21 protein-coding genes are annotated in these 24693 nt (G+C 63.8%); 6 read left to right on the top strand and 15 right to left on the bottom strand.

All coding sequences use genetic code 11. The annotated features are described in order from the left end of the window. Window positions 1-82: 82 nt before the first annotated feature. The 9 genes from CK228_RS04250 to CK228_RS04290 form a co-directional block, all read right to left on the bottom strand. A complete protein-coding gene (locus tag CK228_RS04250; protein WP_095772574.1) occupies window positions 83-1147 on the bottom strand; it encodes an ABC transporter ATP-binding protein in 1065 nt (354 codons plus the stop codon). A gap of 16 nt (window positions 1148-1163) precedes the next feature. Then, on the bottom strand, window positions 1164-1955 hold the full coding sequence (locus tag CK228_RS04255; RefSeq protein WP_095772573.1) for an ABC transporter permease: 792 nt from the start codon (window positions 1953-1955) through the stop codon (window positions 1164-1166). Beyond that, window positions 1952-2851: an ABC transporter permease subunit gene (locus CK228_RS04260; RefSeq protein ID WP_179295817.1), complete on the bottom strand. Its 900-nt coding sequence runs from the start codon at window positions 2849-2851 to the stop codon at window positions 1952-1954. Before CK228_RS04260 ends, CK228_RS04255 begins: the two co-directional genes overlap by 4 nt. Before the next feature lie 81 nt (window positions 2852-2932). Then, entirely contained in the window at window positions 2933-4039 is a 1107-nt protein-coding gene (locus tag CK228_RS04265; RefSeq protein WP_095772571.1) for an ABC transporter substrate-binding protein, read from the bottom strand. A gap of 243 nt (window positions 4040-4282) precedes the next feature. Beyond that, window positions 4283-5455, bottom strand: coding sequence for an iron-containing alcohol dehydrogenase (locus tag CK228_RS04270; RefSeq protein WP_095787014.1), 1173 nt, complete (start codon window positions 5453-5455; stop codon window positions 4283-4285). Window positions 5456-5473: 18 nt separating this feature from the next. Beyond that, entirely contained in the window at window positions 5474-6862 is a 1389-nt protein-coding gene (locus tag CK228_RS04275) for an aldehyde dehydrogenase family protein (RefSeq protein WP_095787015.1), read from the bottom strand. 89 nt (window positions 6863-6951) lie between these two features. Then, window positions 6952-8322 (bottom strand): glutamine synthetase family protein, encoded by a 1371-nt coding sequence (locus tag CK228_RS04280; protein WP_095787016.1) that lies wholly within the window; start codon window positions 8320-8322, stop codon window positions 6952-6954. Window positions 8323-8409: 87 nt separating this feature from the next. Continuing rightward, window positions 8410-9972, bottom strand: a complete 1563-nt coding sequence (locus CK228_RS04285; RefSeq protein ID WP_095787017.1) for an amino acid permease — start codon at window positions 9970-9972, stop codon at window positions 8410-8412. A gap of 20 nt (window positions 9973-9992) precedes the next feature. Next, window positions 9993-10811, bottom strand: coding sequence for an N-formylglutamate amidohydrolase (locus CK228_RS04290; protein WP_095787018.1), 819 nt, complete (start codon window positions 10809-10811; stop codon window positions 9993-9995). A 136-nt stretch (window positions 10812-10947) separates the two neighbouring features. Between CK228_RS04290 and CK228_RS04295 the strand changes: the two genes are divergently transcribed. The 3 genes from CK228_RS04295 (at window position 10948) to CK228_RS04305 (ending at window position 16266) form a co-directional block, all read left to right on the top strand. Further along, window positions 10948-11775, top strand: coding sequence for a MurR/RpiR family transcriptional regulator (locus CK228_RS04295; RefSeq protein ID WP_095787019.1), 828 nt, complete (start codon window positions 10948-10950; stop codon window positions 11773-11775). A gap of 202 nt (window positions 11776-11977) precedes the next feature. Then, a complete protein-coding gene (locus CK228_RS04300; protein ID WP_095787136.1) occupies window positions 11978-13138 on the top strand; it encodes an efflux RND transporter periplasmic adaptor subunit in 1161 nt (386 codons plus the stop codon). Next, the gene (locus CK228_RS04305) at window positions 13135-16266 is read left to right on the top strand and encodes an efflux RND transporter permease subunit (RefSeq protein ID WP_095787020.1); all 3132 of its coding nucleotides are present in this window, start codon (window positions 13135-13137) and stop codon (window positions 16264-16266) included. Before CK228_RS04300 ends, CK228_RS04305 begins: the two co-directional genes overlap by 4 nt. 3 nt (window positions 16267-16269) lie before the next feature. Here CK228_RS04305 and CK228_RS04310 read toward each other — a convergent pair whose 3' ends face one another. The 6 genes from CK228_RS04310 to CK228_RS04335 form a co-directional block, all read right to left on the bottom strand. Beyond that, window positions 16270-16680 carry a GtrA family protein gene (locus tag CK228_RS04310; protein WP_095772562.1) on the bottom strand — a complete coding sequence of 137 codons (411 nt, stop codon included), beginning with the start codon at window positions 16678-16680 and terminating at the stop codon, window positions 16270-16272. Further along, entirely contained in the window at window positions 16677-17495 is an 819-nt protein-coding gene (locus CK228_RS04315) for a ChbG/HpnK family deacetylase (RefSeq protein ID WP_095787021.1), read from the bottom strand. The genes CK228_RS04310 and CK228_RS04315 overlap by 4 nt, the downstream gene beginning before the upstream one ends. Continuing rightward, window positions 17492-18490, bottom strand: a complete 999-nt coding sequence (locus CK228_RS04320) for a glycosyltransferase family 2 protein (RefSeq protein WP_245437965.1) — start codon at window positions 18488-18490, stop codon at window positions 17492-17494. The genes CK228_RS04315 and CK228_RS04320 overlap by 4 nt, the downstream gene beginning before the upstream one ends. Further along, window positions 18465-19646: a glycosyltransferase family 87 protein gene (locus tag CK228_RS04325; protein WP_095787023.1), complete on the bottom strand. Its 1182-nt coding sequence runs from the start codon at window positions 19644-19646 to the stop codon at window positions 18465-18467. Before CK228_RS04325 ends, CK228_RS04320 begins: the two co-directional genes overlap by 26 nt. 215 nt (window positions 19647-19861) lie before the next feature. Further along, window positions 19862-20899, bottom strand: a complete 1038-nt coding sequence (locus CK228_RS04330; protein ID WP_095787024.1) for a zinc-binding dehydrogenase — start codon at window positions 20897-20899, stop codon at window positions 19862-19864. 57 nt (window positions 20900-20956) lie between these two features. Then, a complete protein-coding gene (locus CK228_RS04335; protein WP_095787025.1) occupies window positions 20957-22198 on the bottom strand; it encodes an acyl-CoA dehydrogenase in 1242 nt (413 codons plus the stop codon). A gap of 112 nt (window positions 22199-22310) precedes the next feature. Between CK228_RS04335 and CK228_RS04340 the strand changes: the two genes are divergently transcribed. The 3 genes from CK228_RS04340 to CK228_RS04350 are packed head-to-tail and all read left to right on the top strand — an operon-like array spanning window position 22311 to window position 24682. Then, on the top strand, window positions 22311-23126 hold the full coding sequence (locus tag CK228_RS04340; protein WP_095787026.1) for an SDR family oxidoreductase: 816 nt from the start codon (window positions 22311-22313) through the stop codon (window positions 23124-23126). Window positions 23127-23165: 39 nt separating this feature from the next. Then, entirely contained in the window at window positions 23166-23651 is a 486-nt protein-coding gene (locus CK228_RS04345) for a MaoC family dehydratase (RefSeq protein ID WP_010911413.1), read from the top strand. Beyond that, entirely contained in the window at window positions 23648-24682 is a 1035-nt protein-coding gene (locus CK228_RS04350; RefSeq protein WP_095787027.1) for a phosphotransferase, read from the top strand. The genes CK228_RS04345 and CK228_RS04350 overlap by 4 nt, the downstream gene beginning before the upstream one ends. Window positions 24683-24693: the final 11 nt, after the last annotated feature.

Here is a 24693-nt window from a genome sequence, read left to right on the forward strand (position 1 = left end):
CGGCATCGAGGGTTGCGAGCATCGACGATCAAGACGCGTTGTTCGGCGCATTAGAGACCGCCGCGGAATGACGTTCGCTCCGCTAGTGCAAGACCAGCATGTCGCCCGATGAGAACGAAATCTCGGCCTTCTCACCGACCGCGGGTGGCGGCGTGGCCGAGTTGTTGAAGGTGTCGAGCGACACCGTGTTGCCGCCGATGCCGACGCGGACCCGGATCACCGAGCCGAGGAAGTGCACTTCGGATATCTCTCCGATCAGGCTGGAATCGCGGCCGGGCTGGCGGCCGAGCGAAATCGCCTCGGGCCGCAGCGCCAGCGACAGCGTGTCGCCGGACTTCGAGCCGTTGAGCTTGCCCTTGAGCGAGACTTCCTGCGTGTTGACCTGAACCGTGCCGGCCGCGGCATCGGTGACCTTGCCTTCGAGCACGTTGAGCGTGCCGACGAAATTGGCGACGAATTTGGTCGCCGGCCGGTTGTAGATCTCGAACGGCGTGCCGACCTGCTCGGCCTTGCCGCCATACATGACGGCGATGCGGTCGGAGATCGACAGCGCCTCTTCCTGGTCATGCGTGACGAAGATGGTGGTGATGCCGAGTTTCTTCTGGATCGAGCGGATTTCCTCGCGCAGCGACACGCGCACCTTGGCGTCGAGCGCCGACAGCGGCTCGTCGAGCAAAAGCAGCTTCGGCTTCGGCGCGATCGCGCGCGCCAGCGCGATGCGCTGCTGCTGGCCGCCCGAGAGCTGGTAGGGATAGCGGTCGGCCATCTGCGGCAGCTTGATAATGCCGAGCATCTCGGCAACGCGGGCGTCGATGTCCGCTTTGGGCATGCCGGCGACTTTCAGGCCGAAGCCGATGTTCTGCGCCACGGTCAGGTTAGGGAACAACGCATAGGCCTGGAACACCATGCCGACATTGCGCTGATTGGGCTTCAGCCGGGTGATGTCCTTGCCGGCGACGACGATCTTGCCGGCGCTCGGCTCTTCGAAGCCGGCGACCATACGCAGCACGGTGGTCTTGCCGCAGCCGGACGGCCCGAGGAAGGAGACGAATTCACCCGGCTCGACGTCGAGATTGAAATCCTCCACGACCGTGGTGGCGCCGAAGGATTTCCGGACGTGCTGGATGGAGAGGAATGGCTCGGCCATGGTGGTGTTCTTTCGATCAGTTCGGGCGGTTCGCCGATTTCGGCGCGAAGCGGGACAGGATCTGGATCAGCGACATGCAACCCCAGGTGATGGCGAAGGCAATGATTGCAAGCGCTGCCGGCTCATAGGCGCGGTTGGCGCCGATGTTCTGCAGATACGGGCCGAAGGCCGGCCGGTTGAGCAGGCTTGCCATGGTGAATTCGCCAATGACAATCGCGAAGGTCAGGAACGCACCCGACAACACCGCGATCAACACGTTGGGCAGGATAACACGGGTGACGATCGTCCCCCAGCCGGCGCCCAGAATCTGCGCCGCTTCCGTCAGAGTGCGCACGTCGATGGTGCGAAGTCCTGTATCCACCGCGCGGTACATATAGGGCAACGACAGTGTGGCATAGCCGATCACCAACAAGGCATTGGTGCCCGTGTCGGTCGCCAGGAACGGCAACGGCGAATTCGAGCCATACATTCTGATGTATCCGAAGACGATGACGATGGCCGGGATGACCAGCGGCAGCAAGGTGATGAACTCGACGATCGGGCGCAGCTGCGGCAGGCGCAGCCGGATCCAATAGGCGGCGGGCACCACGATCAGTACGCCGAGAATGATGGTGAAAACGGCGGCAAGCACCGAATACCCGAATGTCGCCTGGAAGCGTGCGTCGCCCAGCACGACCTTGTAGGCATCAAAGGAATACGCACCGCGCCGCATGCGCATGGAAAACTCCACCGTCGCGATCAACGGGATGAAGAAATAGGCCGCGCCCAGCGCGAAGACGACCCAGGCCCAGAATCTGCCAGCCTTCATTTGAGCCACCTCTCGGAACGGGTGCGGAACCAGATGTAGAAGACATTGGCAAGACCGGTAATCAGGATCATGCCAAAGGCAATGGCATAGCCGAGATGGGCATTGTGCAGCACGTCGCCACGAATCTGGGCATAGAGCAGGATCGGCACGATGTTGAGTGACGAGCCGGTCAACGCATAGGCGGTGGCGATGGCGCCGAAGGCATTGGCGAACAACAGGATCACGGTGCCGAGGAAGCTCGGCCAGATCACCGGAATGACCACCATGCGCCAGTACTGGGACACGGTCGCGCCCAGCGTCGCGGCGGCCTCGCCCCATTCCTTCTTCAGCCCGTCAATGGCCGGCACGATGATGACCACCATCAACGGGATCTGGAAGTAGACATAGGTCAGCGTCAGGCCCCAGAACGACAGGATGTTGAAGCCGTGTGCGTAAATGTTGAGGCCGAACAGGGTGTTCAGTATGACCGTCGCGAGGCCGAGCCGGCCGAGTGTGGCGAGGAATGCGAAGGCCAGCGGCACGCCGGCGAAATTCGAGGCCACGCCGGAAAACGTCAGTGTCGCCGAGCGTATCCAGTCCGGCAGGCCACCGCGCACGATGGCGATCGCAATCGCCAAACCCGCAAAGGCGCCAATCAGCGATGAGGCAAGACTGACCTTGATCGAAATCCAGTAGGCGGCAACGATCGACGGCTGCGCCAATGCGACTATGTTTTCGAGTGTGAATTCTCCGGCATCGTTCTGGAATGCGCCCAGCATAAGGTAGAGCGTGGGCAAGATCAGGAACATGATGGCGAAAATGAAGAACGGCGCGACGCCAAGCCATTGCGTCGGCAGCCTCACGCTGCGCGCCTCGGCGGGAGGCGCCGTCTTGCCGGTAACAGCGGGGTCGGACATTGAGATATCGGTCATGCGCCGGCTACCGTCTTCGAGAGAAAGAACCGGGCGACCGTGAAGCCGCCCGGTGGATCTCAACTGTTACTTGACGTTGGCGCCGACAACGGCGTCCCAGTTCTTGGTGATGGCTTCCTTGGCCTTGCCCTGCTCGTCGAGCGTCGGGAACACCGCGGCCGCATAGGACTCGGCCGGCGGCAGCTTGGCCAGCACGTCAGCCGGGATCTTGCCGTTCTTGGCGAGATCGTTGAAGCGGATCGGGTGGCAATAGCCCTTCAGCCAGGCGATCTGGCCTTCGTCGGAATACAGGTATTCCAGCCAGAGCTTTGCTGCGTTCGGGTGCGGTGCGTAGGCGCTGATTGCCTGCACGTAGACACCGGCGACGACACCTGTCTTCGGCACGACGACGTCGACGGGCGGGTTGCCCTTCAGCGTGTCGCGACCGGCGAGCGCGTTGTAGTCCCAGGTGACGAGGATCGGGGTCTGGCCCTGGGCCAGCGTCGCGGCCTTGCCGATGACCGGCACGAAATTGCCGGCGGCGTTGAGCTTCTTGAAGAAGTCGAGGCCAGCGGTGCCAGCAGCTTCACCAGCCGCCGCGCCCGACGAGAGACCAGCGGCATATACCGCCTGGATGGCCTGGTTCGAAGCGCGCGGATCACCGGCAAGAGCGACCGAGTTGGCGAATTCCGGCTTCAGCAGGTCGGCCCAGTCCGTCGGCGATACCTTCACCAGGTCCTTGTTCACCTGGAAGGAAAGCACACCGTAGTAATCGCCCGTCCAGAAGCCGTCGGCATCCTTGGCGCTGTCGGGGATCGAGTCCCAGGTCGACACCTTGTAAGCCTGGATCAGACCGTCCTTCTTGGCGGACGGGCCGAAAGACAGGCCGACGTCGATGACGTCGGGAGCCTGCGGACCCTTGTTGTCCTTGTTCGCCTTGATCGCCTCGACCTCGTCGCCGGAACCGGCATCGGGGTTGAGTTCGTTGATGGTGATTTCCGGATACTTAGCCTTGAAGCCGTCGATGACCGCGCCGTAACCGCACCAGTCATGCGGCAGCGCGATGGTGGTGAGCTGGCCTTCGGCCTTCGCGGCCTTGACGAGATCATCCAGCGAAGCCGCGGACGAAATCACCGACGACACCATCAGGGTCGCGGCCGAAAGGGAAAGCACCTTCCCCGTGAATTTGAACATGTGTTCTCTCCGTTGAACTGACGCCGTTGGACGCCTGCGATGCGGTATCGTTTTCATGTGACAGCCAGATGAAAGCTTTGTGAAACCGGCTGCTCGCAGTGCGAAAAAGTAAACTCTTTTTAACCGGTTGTAGCAATCGCCTCGCGATTCTTTTTCCGGCTAATTAGTTTGTGCCTTGCCCTTCATCTCCTCCCCTTGTTTTTCTGCCCCTTTTTCAGATCAATTTTCCATGCGGAAAGCGTCTCAGATCGTGCCGGCGATGGCGTTTTCCAGCAGCGTCAGCGCCGCCTTCTTGGTCAGCTTGACGGGGTTGCCGCCGGCAGTCGGATCGACCACCGCCATGTCGGCGATAAGCGCCTTGCGCTTCTTGTCCATGTCGAGCCCCTTGATCAGGCCCGGCAGCGCGTGCGGCACCTTCAACTCCTTGCGCAGTTTGATGATCGCCTTGGCGAAGCCGTCGAAGCCGCCCTTGATGCCGCAATAGGCGGCGAGCCGGGCGATACGCTCCTCGATGGAGTCACGGTTGAAGGCGAGCACATAGGGCATGAACACCGCATTGGTCATGCCGTGATGGGTGTCGTAGAGCGCGCCGATCGGGTGCGACAGCGAGTGGATGGCACCCAGCCCCTTCTGGAAAGCGGCGGCGCCCATGGCGGCCGCGCTCATCATATGGGCGCGCGCGACCAGGTCCTTGCCGTTGGCATAGGCCTTCGGCAGGTTCTCGAACACCAGCCGGACACCCTCGACGGCAATACCGTCGGCCATCGGGTGATAGCCCGGCGCGCAATAGGCTTCCAGGCAGTGGGCAAGCGCATCCATGCCGGTGCCGGCGGTGATGAAAGCGGGCATGCCGACCGACAGTTCCGGATCGGCGATGACGATCGCCGGCAAGAGCTTCGGATGGAAGATGACCTTCTTGGTGTGCGTCTCCTCATTGGTGATGACGCCCGCGCGGCCGACTTCCGAGCCGGTGCCGGCCGTGGTCGGCACGGCGATGATCGGCGCGATCGCATCCGAATTGGCGCGCGTCCACCAGTCGCCGACGTCCTCGAAATCCCACACCGGCCGCGTCTGGCCGGCCTGGAAGGCGATCAGCTTGCCAAGATCGAGCGCCGAGCCGCCGCCGAAGGCGATGACGCCGTCATGCTTGCCCTTCTTGAACACGGCGATGCCGGCGGTGAGGTTGGAATCGACCGGGTTCGGCTTCACCTCGGAAAACACACCGTAAGGCACCTTGGCGTCGTCGAGGATTTTCAGCGTCGAAGCGACGACCGGCAGTTTCGCCAGGCCCGGATCGGTGACGAAGAGCGGCCGCTTGATACCGGTGGCTGCAAGCACCTCTGGGAGTTCCTTGATGCGCCCGGCGCCGAAACGGACGGTGGTGGGGTAGTTCCATTTGGAGATGAGCTGGGACATTTTTTGTCTTTCGAAAAATCAGATGGCTTCGCGCAGGTGGAAGGATTTCGGCCGAGTCAGATTGTCGTAGCCGATGGCCGACAGTCCCGCGCCCTTGCCGGTGTCCTTGACGCCGGTCCAGACCAGCGCCGGATCGAGGTAGTCGCAGCGGTTCATGAACACCGTGCCGGTCTCGACGCGGTTGCCGATCGCCACCGCGTGTTCGGTATCGCGCGTCCAGATCGAGGCGGTCAGCCCATAGGCGCTGTCGTTCATCAGCGCGATCGCCTCCTCGTCGTTGCGCACCTTCATGATGCCGACGATCGGGCCAAAGCTTTCCTCGCGCATGACGCTCATCTGGTGGTCGACTTCGGTCAGCACTTCCGGCGCCAGATAGGGCGAACCGGCCTTGTCGTCAGCCACCTTCATGTTGATGTGCGCCTTGGCGCCCTTGCGCAGCGCTTCGGCCTTCTGCTCGCGGATCAGGTCAGCGAAACGCGCCTGCGCCATCGGCCCCATCGTCGTCGCCTGCTCCAGCGGATTGCCGACGACATAGTTTTTCGTCTCGGCGATGAAGCCTTCGACGAACTCGTCATAGACCTTCTCGTGCACGTAGACGCGTTCGATGCCGCAGCAGCACTGGCCGGAATTATAGAAGGCACCGTCGACCAGATTGGCAACCGCATGGTCCATCTTGGCGTCGGGCAGCACATAGGCCGGGTCCTTGCCGCCAAGCTCGAGGCCGAGCGTCATGAAAGTGCCGGCCGCCGCCTTTTCGATGGCGCGGCCGCCGCCGACCGAACCGGTAAAGTTCACATGGTCGATCTTGCCTGAGCCGAGCAGCTTTTCGGTCTGCGCGTGGTTGAGCACGACATTCTGGAACACGCCCTTTGGCAGGCCGGCTTTGTCGAAGGCCTGCTGAAAACGCTCGCCGACGAGCAGCGTCTGTGCGGCATGCTTGAGGATGACGGCATTGCCGGCCATCAGCGCCGGCACGACGGTGTTGACGGCGGTCAGGTAAGGATAGTTCCACGGCGCGATCACCATGACGACGCCGAGCGGATCCTTCTTCACATAGCGGCGAAACCCATCCTTCGGGTTTGAGGCCGGCACGGATTTCAGCGCCAGCTCGGCGATCTCGACCATGTAATTGGTGCGTTCCTTGACACCGCCGAACTCGCCGCCATAGCGCACCGGACGTCCCATCTGCCAGGCGATCTCCGGCACGATCTCGTCGGTCATCGCCACCAGCGCTTCGAGCATCGCGAGAATGTACTTACCGCGCTCGACGATCGGTACCTGCGCCCACTTCTCCTGTGCCGCCTTGGCGCGCTCGACCGCGGCGTTGACCGCCTGGTCCGTTGCCACGGGCCGCTCGGCGTAGATCGAGCCGTCGATGGGGGATTTCAACTTGACCGTTTCGGCCATTCCTTCAGTCCTCGCACTTCATGAAATCTTGATTTTTGACGCCGCCCGCCATTCAGGCGATGGCCAAGGGCGGCGAAGCCCCACATAGTTTAGTACCGCTCGAACCCCCTGTGCAGTTCCCAATCCGTAATGCGGCGGTCGTATTCCAACTGCTCCCACTTGGCGGTGTGGACATAATGTTCGAGCACGTCCTCGCCGAGCGCCTGTTTCAGCATCTTCGACTTGGCCAGCGTCTCGGTGGCGTCGCGCAGCGTCTTCGGAATCTCCGGGAGGCGCGAAGCCTGATAGGCATCGCCGACGAAAGGTTTCTGCAGTTCGAGCTTCTCGTCGATGCCGGCAAGGCCGGCGGCGATCAGCGCCGCGAAGGCGAGATAGGGGTTCAGGTCGGCGCCGCCGATGCGGCATTCCATGCGGATGCCCTTGGTGCCCTCGCCGCACAGGCGGAAGCCGGCGGTGCGGTTGTCCTCGCTCCACATGATCTTGGTCGGCGCGAAGGTGCCGGCCTGGAAGCGCTTGTAGGAATTGATGTAGGGCGCCAGGAACCAGGTGAACTCCTTGGCGTATTTCAACTGCCCCGCCGCCCATTGCTGGCCGAGCGTCGACAGCGTCCAGTCAGCCTTCTTGTCGAAGAACAGCGGCGTCTTGCCGTCGGCGCTCCACAGCGAATTGTGGATGTGGCTGGAGTTGCCGGCGAGCCCGTAATTGTACTTGGACATGAAGGAGATCGCCTTGCCCTCGGACTCGGCGATCTCCTTGGCGCCGTTCTTCAGGATGACGTGGCGGTCGGCCATGTCGAGCGCCTCGGCATAGCGCACATTGATCTCTTCCTGGCCGGGACCCCACTCGCCCTTGGAGTTCTCGATCGGAATGCCGGCCGCTTCCATCTCGTTGCGAAGCCGGCGCATGACGCCTTCTTCCTTGGTGGTGATGCCGATCTGGTAGTCGCCGATATAGGGCGAGGCGGTGTCGAGGCCCTGCCAGTGCTTCTTGCGGGCCGAATCGTAGGTCTCGCTGAACAGGTAGAATTCGAGCTCGGAGGCAAAGTAGCCGATATAGCCGCGCTCGGAGAGCCGCTTGACCTGCTTCTTCAGGATGGCGCGGGGCGAGTGTGCCAAATCCTCATGGTCGTGGTGATCGAGCACGTCGCAGATCACCAGCGCAGTCTTTTCCAACCATGGAATGCGCCGCAGCGTGGCGAGATCCGGCTTCATGACGAAATCGCCATAGCCCTTCGACCAGCTTGCCGCCTTGTAGCCCGGCACCGGCTCCATATCGATGTCGGCGGCCAGGAGATAGTTGCAGCCATGCGTCTCGTCATGCGCGGAATCGACGAAATACTGCGCCAGGAACCGCTTTCCCGCGAGCCGCCCCTGCATGTCGACGATGCAGGCCAGCACCGTGTCGATCTCACCGCCGGAGACCGCTTTCTTCAACTGATCGAACGAGAAATTTCCGGCCATTCCTGTGGCACTCCAGCGCTGGTCGATTGAGAGGGAGTAACGAAACCATGGCCGGCACGATGCCGGCCATGGTCATGAAGAAAAGCATCAGTTTCCGGTCTCGCCGACCGCCTGTTCGGCGGCCTTGATCGCCGCCTGACGCGCTGCGATCTGGTCGCCAATCGGCGGCCCCTGGAAGCGGCGGTTCTCGAAGCCGTACCAGAGCACCGCGGTCAGCACGAGGAAGCCGACGGTAATGTAGAGTACCTTGTCGTTCGGCGGCTGGACGGCGATGTAGAAGATAATCGCCATGCCGATGACGGACAGGACGCAGAATAGTTTGAACAGGCCGCTGCCGAGATTCCAGGGGCCGGGATTCGGCCATTTGGCGGTTCCGAAAGTCATCATGCCGAGCACAATCGGAATGATGAAGGACAGGAACAGGAAGACCAGCGTCGAGTTGACGACGATGGTGTAGATGTTTGTACCGCCGATCGAGATGAACTGGGCCAGGAAAACATAGACGATCTCGAGAATCGCGGCCGTCCAGATCGCGTTGACGGGAGTGCGATATTTCGGCGAGACCTTCGCCAGTCCGGCCGATCCGACGGGCATGCCGCCGTCACGCGAGAACGCAAACAGCATCCGCGAGGCGGAGGTGACGGTCGCAAGGCCGCACAGAAACTGCGAGATCAGGATCGCAAGGTAGAGCAGTTCCTTGAGCCAGACCGGCAGGATTGTGTCCATGGTCGAGAAGAACACGCTCCAGCCCTGCTTGGCACCTGCCGCCAGGTCCGGAATGGCCAGAGTGATCGCGCAAACCATCACCCAGCCGATCAGCGACGACCACAGCACCGACGAGATGATCGCCCGCGGCACGGAGTGCGCCGCCTTCAGGGTTTCTTCCGAAGTGTGCGCCGACGCATCATAACCGGTGATCGTATAGACCGGCAGCAGCAGGCAGAGCAGGAACAGATAGGTCATGGAATCCGACTGCGGGAAAACGCCGCCGCCGGCATCGCCGGAATAGTTGGTGAAGGTCCACAGCCGCGTGACGTCGATCGCCGGAGCAAACACGAGGCAGGCCACGATCAGCACGGCCGTGGCGCCGAGGATCAGGAAGCCGGAGGCATCCGTCAGCATGGCAGTCAGTCTGATGCCGAAATGATTGCAGAGCGCCTGGATGACCGTGATGATGGCAACAAATCCGACGATCTCGCCCGGCGTGCCGGTGATGCCGAACCAGCTTCCGAACGTACCAACGAAGAAGAATGCGGTGCCGATATTGATGGCACCGAGCACGGTGATAAGCCCGAGCAGATTGAGCCAGGCGGTAAGCCAGCCGGTGAAGCGGTTTCCAAGAATCGACGACCAGTGGTAGAGGCCGCCCGCGGTCGGAAATGCGGATGCGATCTGCGCCATGGCAAGGGCGAAGAATCCGGACACGGCGCAGCCGACGATCCAGCCGATGCCGGCGCCGGCGCCTCCGATCGACGAGATGGCCTGGGCGAAGGAATTGATGCCGCCCGACAGAATGCAAATAATCGAGAACGATATCGCGAAATTCGAGAAGCGGCTCATGCTTCGCGACAATTCCTGAGCATAGCCCATCCCGTGGAGAACCTTTAGGTCCTCGTGCTTGTCGACTTCTGTGTAGTCTTGCGCTGACATTTTAGTCCCCTATTTGGTTTTTAGCTGGCCGATTGAACTGACTTTCCCATGGCGCGTTGTCGGGAGCCCCTGGCCTCCTCGGGCTCCAGATTCGAAAATATGCCGGTGAGCAGATCCGCCCATTTCCGCTGCCCGGTCTCACCGGAGATTTCATCGTTGCGGATTTCGATCATCGCGCAGGGCAACCCGCGCGAGCGTGCATGCCGTTCCAGCGTGAAATAGACGCGGTCGGCCGGCGAATAGGGCTCGTTGACACCGACGGTGATGCCGGCAAGCCGCTTGAGCGCCGATATCAGTGGCGACGCCAGCCGGCGATCCTCGTCATGGATGATGCCGATATGCCAGGGCCGGTCGCGGCCCTTGTAGACCGGTGTGAAGGAATGCACGGACACCAGCCGGGTCTCCTGGCCGCGCGCCAGCCGTTCCTCGACGATGCGTTCGATGGTGCCGTGAAATGGCTGCCATGACAGGGCGATCCGTACCGCGCGCTGCTTTTCCGACAGGCCGGCATTGCCCGGTATGGATGTCGTCTCGCTGACCGGCGGCACGAGGTCCGGCGCGTCGAGCGGCCGGTTGCAGTCGATGACCAGGCGCGAAATGCGGGTTTCGACCAGCGTCGCATCGAGCGCTTGCGCCATGCGCGTTGCCACCGGCAGCGCGCCTGGATCCCAGGCGATGTGGCGGGACAGGTCTTCGGCGGCAAGGCCGAGCGTGCCGAATTCGGCGGGCAGGAAATTGGAGGCGTGGTCGCAAGTCAGCACGAAAGGGCTCGATCCGCCCGGGTTCGTGACCCTCACGGTATCGGGCGATGCAAGGCTGGCGGGCCGTGCTTTCTCCATAGTCTGTCGTCCCCGGGGAGCGCTGTATCGTATGTTACGTATTTTGCCTCATTGCGTCCCTATGGATGATTTCATACAGTTTACCAGGCTTTGTCAAATGCGATCTCATGGACCAGGCCAAGGGGTGGGGGAAAAGATGATTTCCAGCATTGCCGAACTGATAGCCGACCGCATCGGCACGATGCCGGCCGGCGAACGGCGCGCGGCGCAGACGCTGATCGCCAGCTATCCGATGATCGGCCTGAAGACGGTCGCCGAATTCTCGACCGCGGCCGGCGTCTCCTCGCCGACGATCCTGCGCTTCGTGGCCCGGCTCGGCTTCCAGAACTATCCGGAGTTCCAGTCGAGCCTGCAGGACGAATTGGCGGCGCAGCTGCAGTCGCCGGCCATACGAACGCTCAACCCGCCCTCGCCCGGCGGCGGCACGGTCTCGCCGATGCTGGAAGCGACGCTCGACAATATGCGCGAGACCTTTCGCCACCTCTCCGATAAGCAGCTGGCGGACATCGCGGCACGGCTTGCCGACCGGCGTGGCAAGACATTCCTCATCGGCGGCCGCTTCACCGATCCGCTGGCGCGCTACATGGCCGCCCACCTTGCCGTCATCCAGCCCGACGTCTTTCACCTAGCCGGCCAGGAGAGCATGTGGCGCGACCGGCTGATCGACATGGGCAAGCGCGACGTTCTGGTGATCTTCGACATCCGGCGCTACCAGGACAGCCTCGTCCGCTTCGCCGAAAAGGCGCATCAGCGCGGCGTCCAGATCGTGCTGTTCACCGACCAGTGGCTGTCGCCGATCGCCCGGTTTGCCCGCCACGTCATCGTCGGACGAACCGCGGTGCCTTCCGCCTGGGATTCCTCGGCCGCGCTCTTCGTCGTCGCCGAAACGCTGATCGGCGCCGTCACCAGACAGCTCGAGGCCGACGGCGCCCGGCGCATCCGCGAGATGGAAGGTCTGCGTTAGCAAGGTCACCGGCCAATCGCATCCGCTCCAGGCGGGTATCTCGAGTTCATGTTACCGAGATTTAATGTGCACGATTGCGTGATAATTGCCATAAACCGCTGATACCGGGATGTGGCGTGGCCGGTTTTCGCCGCCAGCCCGTATCGTCGCTGCATCCGCTTCCGTCTGGAACCGGCAGGCGATTCTTGCCGCTGGAGTGTCGATGCCGAACTGGAAACAGATTGTCCTTGCGTTTGTGGTCGTGGTCGCAGCAGCGGCTGTGTGGGCGCGCTTCTACCCCGGGGCTCCTCAAGTGCTGGCGCGTTGGGGCATCGACTGGGCTTATGGCGCGACACCTTCGGCGCAGGACACTGCGGCGGCTGGCTCCCGGCAGGCGGGGCGCAACGGCCTCCGGATTGCCACCATCGTTGCATCGCCGGCCGCCTCGGCTGTCATCAACGACCGCCTGCAGGCGATCGGCACCGGCCGCGCCAACGCTTCGGTGACCGTCAATCCCTACAGTTCCGGCCGCCTTGCAGAATTGCTGGTCGAATCCGGCGGCCATATCGACAAGGGACAGATGATCGCGACGCTCGATTCCGAGACCGAGATCATCGCACAGAACCGCGCCAAGCTCGCCTTGCAGGATGCGCAGTCCAAGCTCGACCGCGTCAAATCGCTGCGCGCCTCCAATGCCGCGACGCCGGTCGCCGTCGCTGATGCAGAGGTGATTCTGGCGGGCGCCAAGCTGGCGCTGCAGGACGCCGAGCTTGCGCTGCAGCGCCGCTCCATTTTGGCGCCAATATCAGGCACCGTCGGCATCCTGCCGATCTCGGCCGGCAACTACGTGACAAACCAGTCGGCCATCGCCACGCTCGACGACCGCTCCTCGATCCTGGTTGATTTCCAGGTGCCCGAGCGCTTCGCCGCCGCCGTCAAGGTCGGCGCGCAACTGACGGCGACGCCGATCGCCAATCCGAGCAGCGCCTATACCGGCACGGTCTCGGCCATCGACAACCACATCGACGAGAAGAGCCGCACGCTGCTGGTCAAGGCCAAGATCGCCAATCCCGCCGATTCGCTGCGCGCCGGAATGTCATTCTCCATCACCATGAAATTCCCTGGCCAGACCTACCCGGCCGTTAGCCCGCTGGCGATCCTGTGGGGCTCGGACGGCGCCTATGTCTGGCAGATCGAGGACGGCAAGGCCAAGCGCGTGCCGGTGCGCATCATCCAGCGCAACACCGAGACCGTGCTGATCGATGCCGAGATCGACAGCGGCGACATGGTGGTCACCGAAGGCACGCAGAGCGTCAGCGAGGGCGGCGAGGTCCGCATCGCCGGCCAGGAGCAGCGCGCCGCCGACACCGCCGAAGGCTCATGACCGGACCCGTCAACGCCGCCGGCGATACCGGCTTCACCGCGCTGTTCATCCGCAGGCCGGTCATGGCCTTCGTGCTCAACGTCCTCATCGCGGTTGCCGGCCTCGCCGCCTTCTACGGCGTCGAGATCCGCGAACTTCCGGACGTCGACCGCGCCGTGGTCACCGTTTCCACCACCTTCCAGGGCGCCGCGGCCGAAACCGTCGACCGCGAGCTCACCGACACGATCGAAGGTGCCGTCGCCCGCGTCTCCGGCGTCAAGTCGATCTCGTCTTCCTCCTCGTTCGGCCAGAGCCGCGTCACCATCGAATTCAACGACGGCGTCGACCTCAACGTCGCGGCCTCCGACGTGCGCGATGCCGTCGGCCGCGTCGCCAACCAGATACCGGACACCGCCGATCCGCCGCGCATCGTCAAGGCCGATGCCAATTCCGATGCGGTGATGCGGCTTGCTGTGACGTCCGACAACATGTCGGTCCAGGACATGACCGTGGTGGTGCAGGATCAGATCGAGGACGAACTGGCAGCCGTGCCCGGCGTCGCCGACGTCCAGGTCTATGGCGACCGCGACAAGATCTTCCGCATCGACGTCGACCAGAACAAGCTCGCCAGCCTCGGCTTCACCGTCGCCGACCTCCGGACAGCCCTGGCGTCGGTCGCTTTCGATTCCCCTGCCGGATCGATCACCACGACCAACCAGGACCTGATCGTCCGCACCACGGCGGACGTGACCACGCCCGAGGAATTCGAAAACATCATCATCGGCGGCACGACGCGCATCCGCGATGTCGCCACCGTCACGCTCGGCCCCGATGTCGGCCAGACCACGCTGCGTTCCGATGGCAAGACCGGCATCGGCATCGGCATCATCCGCCAGGCGGAATCGAACACTTTGGACATCTCGACCGGCGTTCAGGCCGCTGTCGCCAAGCTGCAGGAAAACCTGCCCAAGGGCATGGCGATCAAGATCACCAGCGACGACGCCGTCTTCGTCAAGGGCGCGGTCCACGAGGTCGAGATCGCGCTCGGCCTGTCGGTGACCATGGTGCTGATCGTCATCTACATCTTCCTGCTCGACTGGCGCGCCACGCTCATCCCCGGCCTGTCGATGCCGGTCGCCATGATCGGCACCATCGCCGCCATCTATCTGGCCGGCTTCTCGGTCAACATCCTGACGCTGCTCGCCATGGTGCTGGCGACGGGCCTTGTCGTCGACGACGCCATAGTTGTGCTTGAAAACATCGTGCGACGGCGCAACGAAGGCATGGGGCCGCGTGCGGCCGCCGTGCTCGGCGCGCAGGAAGTGTTTTTCGCCGTCGTTGCCACGACGCTGACACTGGTCGCCGTCTTCGTGCCGATCTCCTTCCTGCCCGGCCAGACCGGCGGCCTGTTCCGCGAATTCGGGTTCGTGCTTGCCATGTCGGTGCTGCTGTCCTGCGTGGTGGCGCTGACGCTTTGCCCGATGCTCGCCTCGCGCATGCTGACCGGCGCCTCACTTCACCACGAGGGCGGCCACGGCTTCGGCGCCCGTATCGGCGGCGTGTTGAATACCGCCTACAGGCGCGCCCTGCACGCTTGCCTCGATGCGCCCTGGATCGTGGTTCTGGTCGCGGTGCTGTTTGCCGGCACTGCCTTCACCCTGTTCGGCACCATCCGCCAGGAACTGACGCCGACCGAGGACCGCGCGGCCGTGCTGTTGCGCATCAATGCGCCGCAAGGCGTCAGCCTCGATTACACGACGCAGCAGATGCAGAAGATCGAGAAGCTGATCCAGCCGATGCGCGATTCCGGCGAGATCCGCTCGACCTTCGAGAATGCCGGCCAGAACGGCTCCTACAATTCCGGCTTCATGGTGATGACGCTGGCGCCCTGGAACGAGCGCAGCCGCAGCCAGCAGGAGATCATGGCCGAGATCAGCCAGCTGACCAGGCAGGTGCCGAGCGTGCGCATCTTCCCGGTGCAGCCCAACAGCCTCGGCATCCGCGGCGCCGGCAACGGCCTGCAATTCGCGCTGGTCGGCAACGACCGCAAGGCGCTCGGCGACGCGGCGGTGAAGATCATCGCCGAGATGCAGAAGGATCCGGGCTTCCAGACGCCGCGCCTGTCGATCGACCCGACGCAGCCGCAGCTGGCCGTCGCCATCGACCGCGAGCGCGCCTCAGACCTCGGCATCGACATCACGGGGCTGGCCAACACCATGCAGGCCATGCTCGACGGCAACGATGTCGTCGACGTCTACATCGCCGACCGCAGCTATGGCGTGAAACTGGTCTCGACCACCAATCCGATCAACGATCCGACCGATCTGGAAAACGTCTTCCTGAAGACGGGAGACGGCCGCTTCGTGCCGATGTCGACCATAGCCACGCTGACCGAACGCGCCGTGCCGCCATCGCTGTCGCGCGAACAGCAGCAGCCATCGGTGGCCATCACCTCCAACCTCTCGGGCAATTTCGCGCTTGGCGACGCGCTGAGCCGCGCCGAGGAGATCGCCACGCCGCTCTTGCCGCCGGGCAGCCGCATCCTGCCGCTGGCCGAAGCCGCCACGCTGGGCGAAACCAACAGCGCCATGGTCACCATCTTCGGCTTCGCGCTGGTCATCATCCTCCTGGTGCTGGCCGCCCAGTTCGAAAGCTTCGTCAGCGCCGTCATCATCATGGCGACCGTGCCGCTCGGCCTGGCCTGCGCGATCTTCGCCTTGCTGCTGTCGGGCACCAGCCTCAACGCCTACAGCCAGATCGGCCTGGTGCTGCTGGTCGGCGTGATGGCGAAGAACGGCATCCTGATCGTCGAGTTCGCCAACCAGCTGCGCGATCGCGGGCTCGGCGTGCGCGAGGCGATCGAGCAGGCTTCGACCATCCGCCTGCGGCCGGTGATGATGACGATGATCTGCACCATACTTGGCGGCGTGCCGCTGGTGCTGGCGGTGGGCGCGGGTGCCGAGGCACGCGTGGCGCTCGGCTGGGTCATCGTCGGCGGACTGGGGCTGGCCACCGTCTCGACACTGTTCCTGACGCCGGTCGCCTATCTCCTGCTTGGCCGCTTCGTCACACCGAAGACCCATGAGGAAACACGCCTGAAGCGCGAGCTCGAGGAAGCCGCCTATGTCGGTGTGGAGCCGGCGCAGTAGCCGTTATTTCAGCAACCGGCCTTCGATCGACCAGCGCGCGGCAAGGAAATTCAGCACCGCCGCCACGATGACACCGCCGATCTTCGCCGGCCACACGCCGGCAATACCGGCGAAAAGTGCGATCGACAGGCTGGAGACGCCGAGCGAAATCAACGCACCAAGCGAGACGAAACGCAGGAAGGCGTCATGCAGCCGGATGGCCTGGTTGCGCTCGAACGACCAGAAGCCGTTGGCCAAGAAAGAGAAGATGACGGCGATCGACCATGAGACGACATTGGCCGGCAGCGGCGGGACATGCAGCTTGAGCAGCAGAAAAAAGCCGGCAAGGTCGATGGCCGTGTTCGCCAGTCCGACAATGGCAAAGCGCACGATCTTGCTGCCGGTCGAACGCCGGGGCTGGTCGGCGCCGCTCATCCCTTGCCGTCCATGATCTCGACGCCGGCGCGTGCGAGGCTCGCACCGAACGCGTCGGAGGCCAGCACCGCGTATTCCACCTCGCGCACGCCTTGCATCGGGTCGCGCGCCCGCAGCGTCTCGTCAACATGGCCGGGATGGCACATGAACAGGCCTCGTTCCGGCAGCGCCTCGAGGGCGGCCTGCAGAACCGGCGCGAACCGTTCGGGCTGCCGCCAGTCATAGATGCCGGCGAGCGGCTCGAAAAGGGTAAAGCCGGCGCGTGCCATCGACCGGTTGAAGCCGGCGGCCACGGCGGCGATTGCCGCGACCTTCGGCGCGACGACGGCATCGCCCAGCGCCGGAGCGCCACGCAGCGCCGGCCGGCCGCCGGCTTCGGGAAAACACCCCCGCAGCCATGTGCGCACGACGGGCAGGAAATGCACGTGCTGATGCCCGTCGATGAAGTCGGGCTGGCGGCCAAGCGCCTCGACGAAGCGGCTGTGCTGCGCGTCCAGCTCGGCATGGACATCGCGCTCGTCAATGCTTGCGCGCAGCACCGGCAGCGCCAGCGAACGCAGCGGCGGCAGCCGGCCTTCCGGCGCCAGGCTCGACCGGCCGGTGACGGCTGGCTGGTCGGTGAGGGTCAAGTGCAGCCCCACCGCTGCGCGGCCGCGCAGCGGCTTTATGCGCGCCGCCGCATCACGCCATTCCGGAAAGCCGGTCATGCAACTGGTGCCGGTCAGGCGGCCGCGATCGAGCAGGTCGAGAATTCCGGCGGAAACGCCGGGCGCCAGGCCGTAATCGTCGGCGATCAGGCGGATGCGCCGCGTCATGCGCCGGACGCGCCTGGCGGCCTGTCCGAAACGCCGCGCACGACGTCGCGCACGATATAGATCGGGCGGTCCTTGCTTTCCGAAAGCGTGACCCAGACATATTCGCCGATCAGGCCGAGCAAGGTGAGGTTGAGGCCGCCGAGCAGGACGACGGCGACCATGAGGCTGGGATAGCCGGGGACGGCGATGCCGTAGAACAGCACCTCGAAGAACACCTTGGCTCCGTAGAGGATCCCCGCCAGCGCCGCCAGCATCCCGCTCAGGCTGATGATGCGCAGCGGAATGACGGAAAAGGACGTAAACCCTTCCAGCGAGAAGGCGATCAGGTTGAGCCGGCTCCATTTCGACTTGCCGGTGACACGGTTTTCCGGCGAATAGCTTATGGCCTTCTGGCGGAAGCCGGCCCAGGCGAACAGGCCCTTGTTGAAGCGCCTTTTGTCACGCAGGCTGGTCAGCGCGCGCACCACGGCGCCACGCATGACGCGGAAGTCGCCGGCATTTTCTGGAATGTCGAAACGCTGGCTGCTGTTGATCAGACTGTAGAACAGCTTCGCCAGTTGGCTGCGCCGCCAACTGGCTTCGCGGCGGTCGTTCTGTGCGTAGACGACGTCGATATCCGGATTTTCCACCAGTTCGGCGATCATCTTCAGGCTGGTGTCCATCGAATGCTGGAGATCGGCGTCCATGACCAGCGCCATGTCGCCGCGCGACTGGTCGAGGCCCGCGAGCACCGCGACCTCCTTGCCGAAATTGCGGCTGAGCCGGACGATCTCCCAGGAACCCGACAGCGCCTGAGAAAACCGCTCGGCGCCGTCGTCGCGGCTGCCGTCGTCCACCAGGATCTTATGGACTTCCATGCCGAAACGCTGTGACACTTCCGCTTCGAGCTTGTCGAGCAATGCGGCAAAGGCCGATGCCGACTGCGCCTCGTTCAAGAACGGCGCGACGATATCGAGAATGGGCCGCGCCTCAGCCATTTGCGACAGGCCTTTCATTCATCACCTTGACTCCCCTCACCTTGCCTCGCGCCCTGGCCCAGAACCACCAGATCAGGGGACCGGCAATGAGGGTCACCGCGATCGGCCGGAACCAGGGGTACAGGAAATCATGGATGTGACGTTCGACGCCCGTCAATCCGGTCAGGAACAGAATCACGGAGAGCACCGAAGCCAGGACGCCGCCCCGTTCCTCGCGCCACAACAAGGCGATAGCGAGACCGGCCGGCACGGCGATCATGGCATAGGTGTTGGGCTCGACGCGCGGGTTGAAGACGCACATGTAGAACGTCGCCGCCAGGAAGATGGCGAGACCAGCCGTCCCGCGTTCGAGCTTGCGATCGAACCAGATGACGAATGAAAGCGTGAACAAGGCCATGACGATACGCACGATGGTTGCGCCGAATTCCGGGAGGGGCAAGCCGATTGTCGTGAAGGGCGCCGTGAAGTCGGTGGGAACAAAGTGGCTGGTATTGTCGACAGCCATCGAGGTCAGCATCCCGCCAAAGACACGATACTGGTCGTTGAGATAGCTCGCGGGAGCGAACGCATAGGGCAAGGCGAGCACGAACAGCACCGCCAGCACCAGCACCGGTATCAGCCGCAGGCGCAGGGCGCCGACCAGCAAAAGCATGATGATCGCGGTCGGCTTGGCGATGATGGCGACCGAAGCCCAGAAGAAGGTTTCTGCACGCCGCCCTTCGAGCGCCGACAAGGTGAGAAGCCAGCAGGCGCCGGTCAGCAGGATCGTCGCCTGGCCGTTGCGGATCGCCCCCAGCGCCATCGGCAAGGCAAGGAACAGGCCGTAGGAAAGCAGCCATGGCAATTCCTCGCCGCCGAGCCTGCGCACCTGCCGCATCGCGGCGTAGGTCAGCACCGCGAAACCGATGATATGCCACGCCAGTCCACCCAGATGCGGTCCGAGCTCGAGTATGGGAACATAGAGCGCGGCAAAGGCCGGGGCGTAGAGATATCCCATCTCGGACTGGATATCGTAGAGCGGCCGGCCGGCCAGGAATTCCTGACTGCCGTATCTGTAGGCCTGCAACACCGAACGCGTGTCGGGCGACCACAGGATCATGGCAAGGACGACCAGGAACGCTCCCATCCACAGGCCAAGTCCCAGACGGTCGAAAACCGGCTTGGAAATCGTCATCAAAGGCACCCCACACATTCCGGAACAAGCCCTTGCCCGCACCGTCCGGCATTTCGATGGCGGCATATCACGGACAAAGCGAAGTGGCATAGGGGCTGAAAGACACGGCCATCATCTCCGCGGGCCGCCGCGGATGGTTGGACGCCGCGGCTTCTGACCGGGAAGAACCTCTGAACGGCCTCGTATTCGCGCCTCTGGCGTTGCTTCGAACAGCATCAAGGCCGAATGAAAACCTTGCCGTTGGGCTTGGCCAGTTCCGCCGGCACCCGCGCGATCGCCTCGGCGAGCGGCACGACAGCCGTGACATCGGTCGACCAGCGTCCGTCGGAAAAGCGCTTCTGCGCTTCCAGGATCGCTGGACCGCGCCGCTCCTTGAATTGCCGCATCCATTCGCTCAGCCAGAAGCCCTCGATATGCTTGTGTTGGAAGATCAGTTGGCCGGGTTCGCGGATGATGGTGGCGTCGGCATCGAGCCGTCCATAGATGATCCAGCGCGAGCGCGTCGGCATGGCGGTGAAGATGGCCGAAGCCAGCGGCCCGGTGACCGCATCGAGGAAGATGCGCGGTTGCTCCGCCTTCATCACCTCGCGCAGCGTGGCCTCGAAATCCGGCGCCTTCTCGTTGAGCACATGGGCAGCGCCGATCTCCTTCAGCAGCGCGATCTGCTCATCGCGGCGCACGGTGACGATAGGCCGGAACCCTTCCTCCTTGGCCAGGCCGATGATCAGCTTGCAAAGCTGGCTGGCGCCGGCGGTCATGACGAAGGCCTTTTCGCCCTCCTGCTTGACGATGTCGAACATGGCGATGGCGGTAATCGGATTGACGATCATCGCCGCGCCGTCCTCGTCGCGCACCGTGTCGAGCAGCGGAATGCAGGCCGCCGCTTCGGCGACGGCATATTCAGCCCACGAGCCCCAGTTGCTAAGGCCGGTGGCGAAGGCGACGCGCTTGCCGACGAGGCTTTTGGCATAGGGGTCGTCGCCGCCGGCAACGACCGTGCCGACGCCCTCGAAGCCGGCTGGCCGGCCCTTGACGCGCGGCTGGCCGTACTGACCCTTGATGAAGGCGACGTCGGATGGGTTGATCGAAGCCAGGCTGACCCTGATCAGCACCTGGCTCGGGCCCGGCGTGGGCACCGCGATGCGGCCCGGCTCGAGATAGGGCTCCATCGACGCGAGCGCGCTGCCGCTCGGCGTCTTGGTGTAGCCGTCGCCGACCAGGAGCAACGCCTTCATTTCGGAGGGAATGGTCATCGGTGACACTCCTTGTTGTTGGCAGAAGGCCCATGGCACGGTTGACCGAGCGCCTGCTCAGAGCTTCTCCTGCGTGTACTTCTTCAGCTCCGTCCGCGCCACTTGCCGGCGATGCACGGCGTCGGGCCCGTCGGCCAGGCGCAATGTCCTCAGATGCGTCCACGAGCGCGCCAGAGGCGTGTCCTGGCTGATGCCTTGCGCGCCGAACATCTGCACCGCCTCGTCGGTGATCCTCAGCGCGACGCGCGGCGCGATGACCTTGATCTGGCTGATCCAGGGGGCAGCGGCGCGCGCATCGCCCTGGTCGATCATCCAAGCCGCCTTGAGGCAGAGCAGCCGGGCCATCTCGATCTCCATGCGGCATTCGGCGATGATGTCGAAATTGGCGCCGAGTTTCGCCAGCTTCTGGCCGAAGGCCTCGCGGCGCACGGAGCGCTGGCACAGCATCTCCAGCGCCATCTCGGCCTGGCCGATGGCGCGCATGCAGTGATGGATGCGCCCGGGACCGAGCCGCCCTTGCGCGATCTCGAACCCCCTGCCCTCGCCGAGGATCAGGTTCGAGGCGGGCACACGCACATTGTCGAAGCGCAGGTGCATGTGGCCATGCGGCGCGTCGTCGTCGCCATAGACCTGCATGGCCCGAACCTTGGTCACGCCCTTTGTGTCCGAGGGCACCAGGATCATCGAATGGCAGCGGTGCTGCGGCTCGCCGTCGCCGCCGGTCCGCACCATGACGATGTAGATGGCGCAGCGTGGATCGCCGGCGCCCGAGGCCCACCATTTCTCGCCGTTGAGCACATAGTCGTCGCCCTGCCGCTCGCAGCGCATCGCAATGTTGGTGGCGTCGGACGAGGCGACATCCGGCTCGGTCATCAGATAGGCCGAGCGGATTTTTCCGTCCAAAAGCGGCTCAAGCCACTCCTTCTTGTGGTCGGCCGAGCCGTAGCGCTCCAGCACCTCCATATTGCCGGTGTCCGGCGCCGAGCAATTGAAGGTTTCGGCGCCGAGATGCGCCTTGCCCATTTCCTCGGCGAGATAGGCATATTCGACGGTGGACAGGCCATAGCCGCGTTCCGAGCCGGTCAGCCAGAAATTCCACAGGCCGCGCTCCCTTGCGGTCTTCTTCAGCCCTTCGAGGATTTCGCCCTGGCGTGGGCTGTAGACCCAGCGGTCGCCTGCCTTGCCCACTTCGCCCAAGAATTCCTTGTCGAGCGGCATGATCTCGTCACGCACCATGGCCGCGACGCGCGCGTGGATCGGCTTCAGCCGCTCGGTCATGCCGAGATTCATCTCCGTCATCGGTCGCTAACCCTTCATAGAGGCCCGGCAATTTACCCGTGGCAAGGATGACCGTACTTCGGATAGCCTTGTCAACGCGAACTCTTTGCCCAGGGCAGCGCGGAGGATTGGAATGGCCTATCTCGACGAGCTGTTTTCGGTGGCCGGCATGACCGCGCTGGTGACGGGCGCGGCGACCGGCATCGGCCGCATGGCGGCGACAGCGCTGGTCAAGGCCGGCGCCAGCGTGATGATCGCTTCGCGCAAGGGCCAGGATTGCATCAGGGTCGCCGATGCGTTGAACGGACTTGGCGCCCCTGGCCGGGCCGAGGGCTTTGCCGGCGACGTCTCGAGCGAAGCCGGCATCGCCGCACTCGTCGCCGAGGTCAAGGCGCGGACCGCCAAGCTCGATATCCTGATCAACAATGCCGGCGTTTCCTGGGGCGCGCCGCTGGAGAGTTTTCCTTATTCGGCATGGGCCAAGGTGCTCGGCGTCAATGTCACCGCCGTCTTCCACCTGACCCGCGAATTGCTGCCGCTGCTCGAGGCCGCGGCAAGCGACGCCGATCCGGCACGGGTGATCAATCTGGGTTCGGTGATGGGGACGCAGCCGCTGGCCGACGACGCCTATTCCTACACGGCGTCCAAGGCCGCGGTGCATCACCTGACGCGTACGCTCGCACTCGAATTCGCCGCCCGCCGCATCACCGTCAACGCCTTTGCCCCCGGCCCTTTCCAGAGCCGCATGACGGCCTTTGCCACCGGTACGGATGAGCAGGCCAAACATGTCGGCAACCATGTTCCGATCGGCCGTATCGGCGCACCGGATGACATTGCCGGCGCAACGCTCTATTTGTGCAGCCGTGCAGGCAGCTATGTCACCGGCGCCATCCTGCCGATCGACGGCGGGCAGTCGGTGCAGCATGGATTGACCTTGTTCAAGGAATGACATTTTCCGGCCGTAGAAGCCGGAGGTGAACTGGAGGACATGAGCGTGGAACCGATCAGTCTCGATGTGCTTCTGGCCAGTGTCGGCAAGGAGGTTGGCGTTTCGCCGTGGCGGGTGGTGACGCAGCGCATGATCGACCAGTTCGCCGACGCCACCGACGACCACCAGTTCATCCACTGCGATCCCGAGCGGGCCAAGCGCGAGACGCCGTTCGGCGGCACCATCGCGCACGGCTTCCTGTCGCTGTCGCTGCTGTCGGCAATGACGTTCGAGACAATGCCGCCGCTGGAAAACAGCAAGATGGGCGTCAACCACGGCTTCGATTCGCTGCGCTTCCTGGCGCCGGTGAAGACCGGCGCGCGCATCCGCACCCGTTTCGTGCTGGCCGACGTCAAGGTGAGACCCTCGGGCTGGGTGCAGACGGCGCACGACGTGACGATCGAGATCGAGGGCTCGAAGAAACCGGCCCTGACCGCCCGCTGGCTGACGCTGACGCTGATCGAACGCCAGCCCGAGACCGCATGATCGACCCCAACGCGCTCGACCAGGCAGCGCTTGCGCCTTACCTCGAGACGGAAATACCCGGCTTTTTCGGGCTTGCTTCAATCGAAAAATTCAAATCCGGCCAGTCCAACCCGACCTATCTCATCACGGCGGACAGCGGCCGCTATGTGCTGCGCGCCAAGCCGCCGGGGCAGTTGCTGAAATCGGCGCATCAGGTCGACCGCGAATTCCGCGTGATGAAGGCCCTTGCCGGCACCGCCGTTCCGGTGCCCGAAATGCTGCATCTGTCGGCCGAGGACTCGCCGATCGGCCGCATGTTCTATGTCATGGATTTCCTCGACGGCCGTATCTTCTGGGATCCGGCATTGCCCGAGGCACGTGACAACGAAGAACGCGCCGCCATCTACGACGCCATGAACGGCACGCTCGCGGCCCTGCACGATGTCGATGTCGACGCGGTGGGTCTCTCCGATTTCGGCCGGCCGGGCAATTATTTCGAACGGCAGCTGGCACGCTGGACCAGCCAGTACCGCGCCTCCGAAACCGCCATCATTGCCGACATGGACCGACTGATCGCCTGGCTGGAAACGCACCTGCCCGCCGATGACGGCCTGATATCGCTGGTGCATGGCGACTACCGGCTGGACAATCTGATCTTCGCGCCGGGCCAGCCAAGGGTCATCGCGGTGCTCGACTGGGAGTTGTCGACGCTTGGCCACCCCTTTGCCGATATCGCCTATCAATGCATGCAATGGCGCCTGCCGCATGCTTCCGGCTTTCGCGGCCTCGGCGGCGTCGACCGCGCCGCGCTCGGCCTGCCTTCCGAGGAAGACTACGTCGCTGCCTACTGCCGGCAGCGCGGCCTCAGCGGCATCGGCAACTGGACCTTCTTCCTCGCCTTCTCCTTCTTCCGGTTGGCGGCGATCTGCCAGGGCGTCTACAGGCGCGCGCTGGACGGCAATGCCTCCAATCCCGAAAAGGCCAGGACCTATGGCGAGGCGGTGAAGCTGCTGTCGCATCTCGCCGCCAGACTGATCGACAACCAGACATGACGGGGAGCCAT

The sequence above is a fragment of the Mesorhizobium sp. WSM4312 genome, assembly GCF_002294875.1.
Taxonomy (GTDB): domain Bacteria; phylum Pseudomonadota; class Alphaproteobacteria; order Rhizobiales; family Rhizobiaceae; genus Mesorhizobium.

Excerpts from the sequence above, each read along its gene's own strand:
- CK228_RS04300 (WP_095787136.1), top strand. The coding sequence starts at position 11,978 with ATGCCGAACTGGAAACAGATTGTCCTTGCGTTTGTGGTCGTGGTCGCA.
- CK228_RS04280 (WP_095787016.1), bottom strand. The coding sequence starts at position 8,322 with ATGGCCGGAAATTTCTCGTTCGATCAGTTGAAGAAAGCGGTCTCCGGC.
- CK228_RS04270 (WP_095787014.1), bottom strand. The coding sequence starts at position 5,455 with ATGTCCCAGCTCATCTCCAAATGGAACTACCCCACCACCGTCCGTTTC.
- CK228_RS04290 (WP_095787018.1), bottom strand. The coding sequence starts at position 10,811 with ATGGAGAAAGCACGGCCCGCCAGCCTTGCATCGCCCGATACCGTGAGG.
- CK228_RS04320 (WP_245437965.1), bottom strand. The coding sequence starts at position 18,490 with ATGAAAGGCCTGTCGCAAATGGCTGAGGCGCGGCCCATTCTCGATATC.
- CK228_RS04315 (WP_095787021.1), bottom strand. The coding sequence starts at position 17,495 with ATGACGCGGCGCATCCGCCTGATCGCCGACGATTACGGCCTGGCGCCC.
- CK228_RS04275 (WP_095787015.1), bottom strand. The coding sequence starts at position 6,862 with ATGGCCGAAACGGTCAAGTTGAAATCCCCCATCGACGGCTCGATCTAC.
- CK228_RS04295 (WP_095787019.1), top strand. The coding sequence starts at position 10,948 with ATGATTTCCAGCATTGCCGAACTGATAGCCGACCGCATCGGCACGATG.
- CK228_RS04325 (WP_095787023.1), bottom strand. The coding sequence starts at position 19,646 with ATGACGATTTCCAAGCCGGTTTTCGACCGTCTGGGACTTGGCCTGTGG.
- CK228_RS04350 (WP_095787027.1), top strand. The coding sequence starts at position 23,648 with ATGATCGACCCCAACGCGCTCGACCAGGCAGCGCTTGCGCCTTACCTC.
- CK228_RS04335 (WP_095787025.1), bottom strand. The coding sequence starts at position 22,198 with ATGACGGAGATGAATCTCGGCATGACCGAGCGGCTGAAGCCGATCCAC.
- CK228_RS04330 (WP_095787024.1), bottom strand. The coding sequence starts at position 20,899 with ATGACCATTCCCTCCGAAATGAAGGCGTTGCTCCTGGTCGGCGACGGC.
- CK228_RS04345 (WP_010911413.1), top strand. The coding sequence starts at position 23,166 with ATGAGCGTGGAACCGATCAGTCTCGATGTGCTTCTGGCCAGTGTCGGC.
- CK228_RS04340 (WP_095787026.1), top strand. The coding sequence starts at position 22,311 with ATGGCCTATCTCGACGAGCTGTTTTCGGTGGCCGGCATGACCGCGCTG.
- CK228_RS04255 (WP_095772573.1), bottom strand. The coding sequence starts at position 1,955 with ATGAAGGCTGGCAGATTCTGGGCCTGGGTCGTCTTCGCGCTGGGCGCG.
- CK228_RS04250 (WP_095772574.1), bottom strand. The coding sequence starts at position 1,147 with ATGGCCGAGCCATTCCTCTCCATCCAGCACGTCCGGAAATCCTTCGGC.
- CK228_RS04260 (WP_179295817.1), bottom strand. The coding sequence starts at position 2,851 with ATGTCCGACCCCGCTGTTACCGGCAAGACGGCGCCTCCCGCCGAGGCG.
- CK228_RS04305 (WP_095787020.1), top strand. The coding sequence starts at position 13,135 with ATGACCGGACCCGTCAACGCCGCCGGCGATACCGGCTTCACCGCGCTG.
- CK228_RS04310 (WP_095772562.1), bottom strand. The coding sequence starts at position 16,680 with ATGAGCGGCGCCGACCAGCCCCGGCGTTCGACCGGCAGCAAGATCGTG.
- CK228_RS04285 (WP_095787017.1), bottom strand. The coding sequence starts at position 9,972 with ATGTCAGCGCAAGACTACACAGAAGTCGACAAGCACGAGGACCTAAAG.
- CK228_RS04265 (WP_095772571.1), bottom strand. The coding sequence starts at position 4,039 with ATGTTCAAATTCACGGGGAAGGTGCTTTCCCTTTCGGCCGCGACCCTG.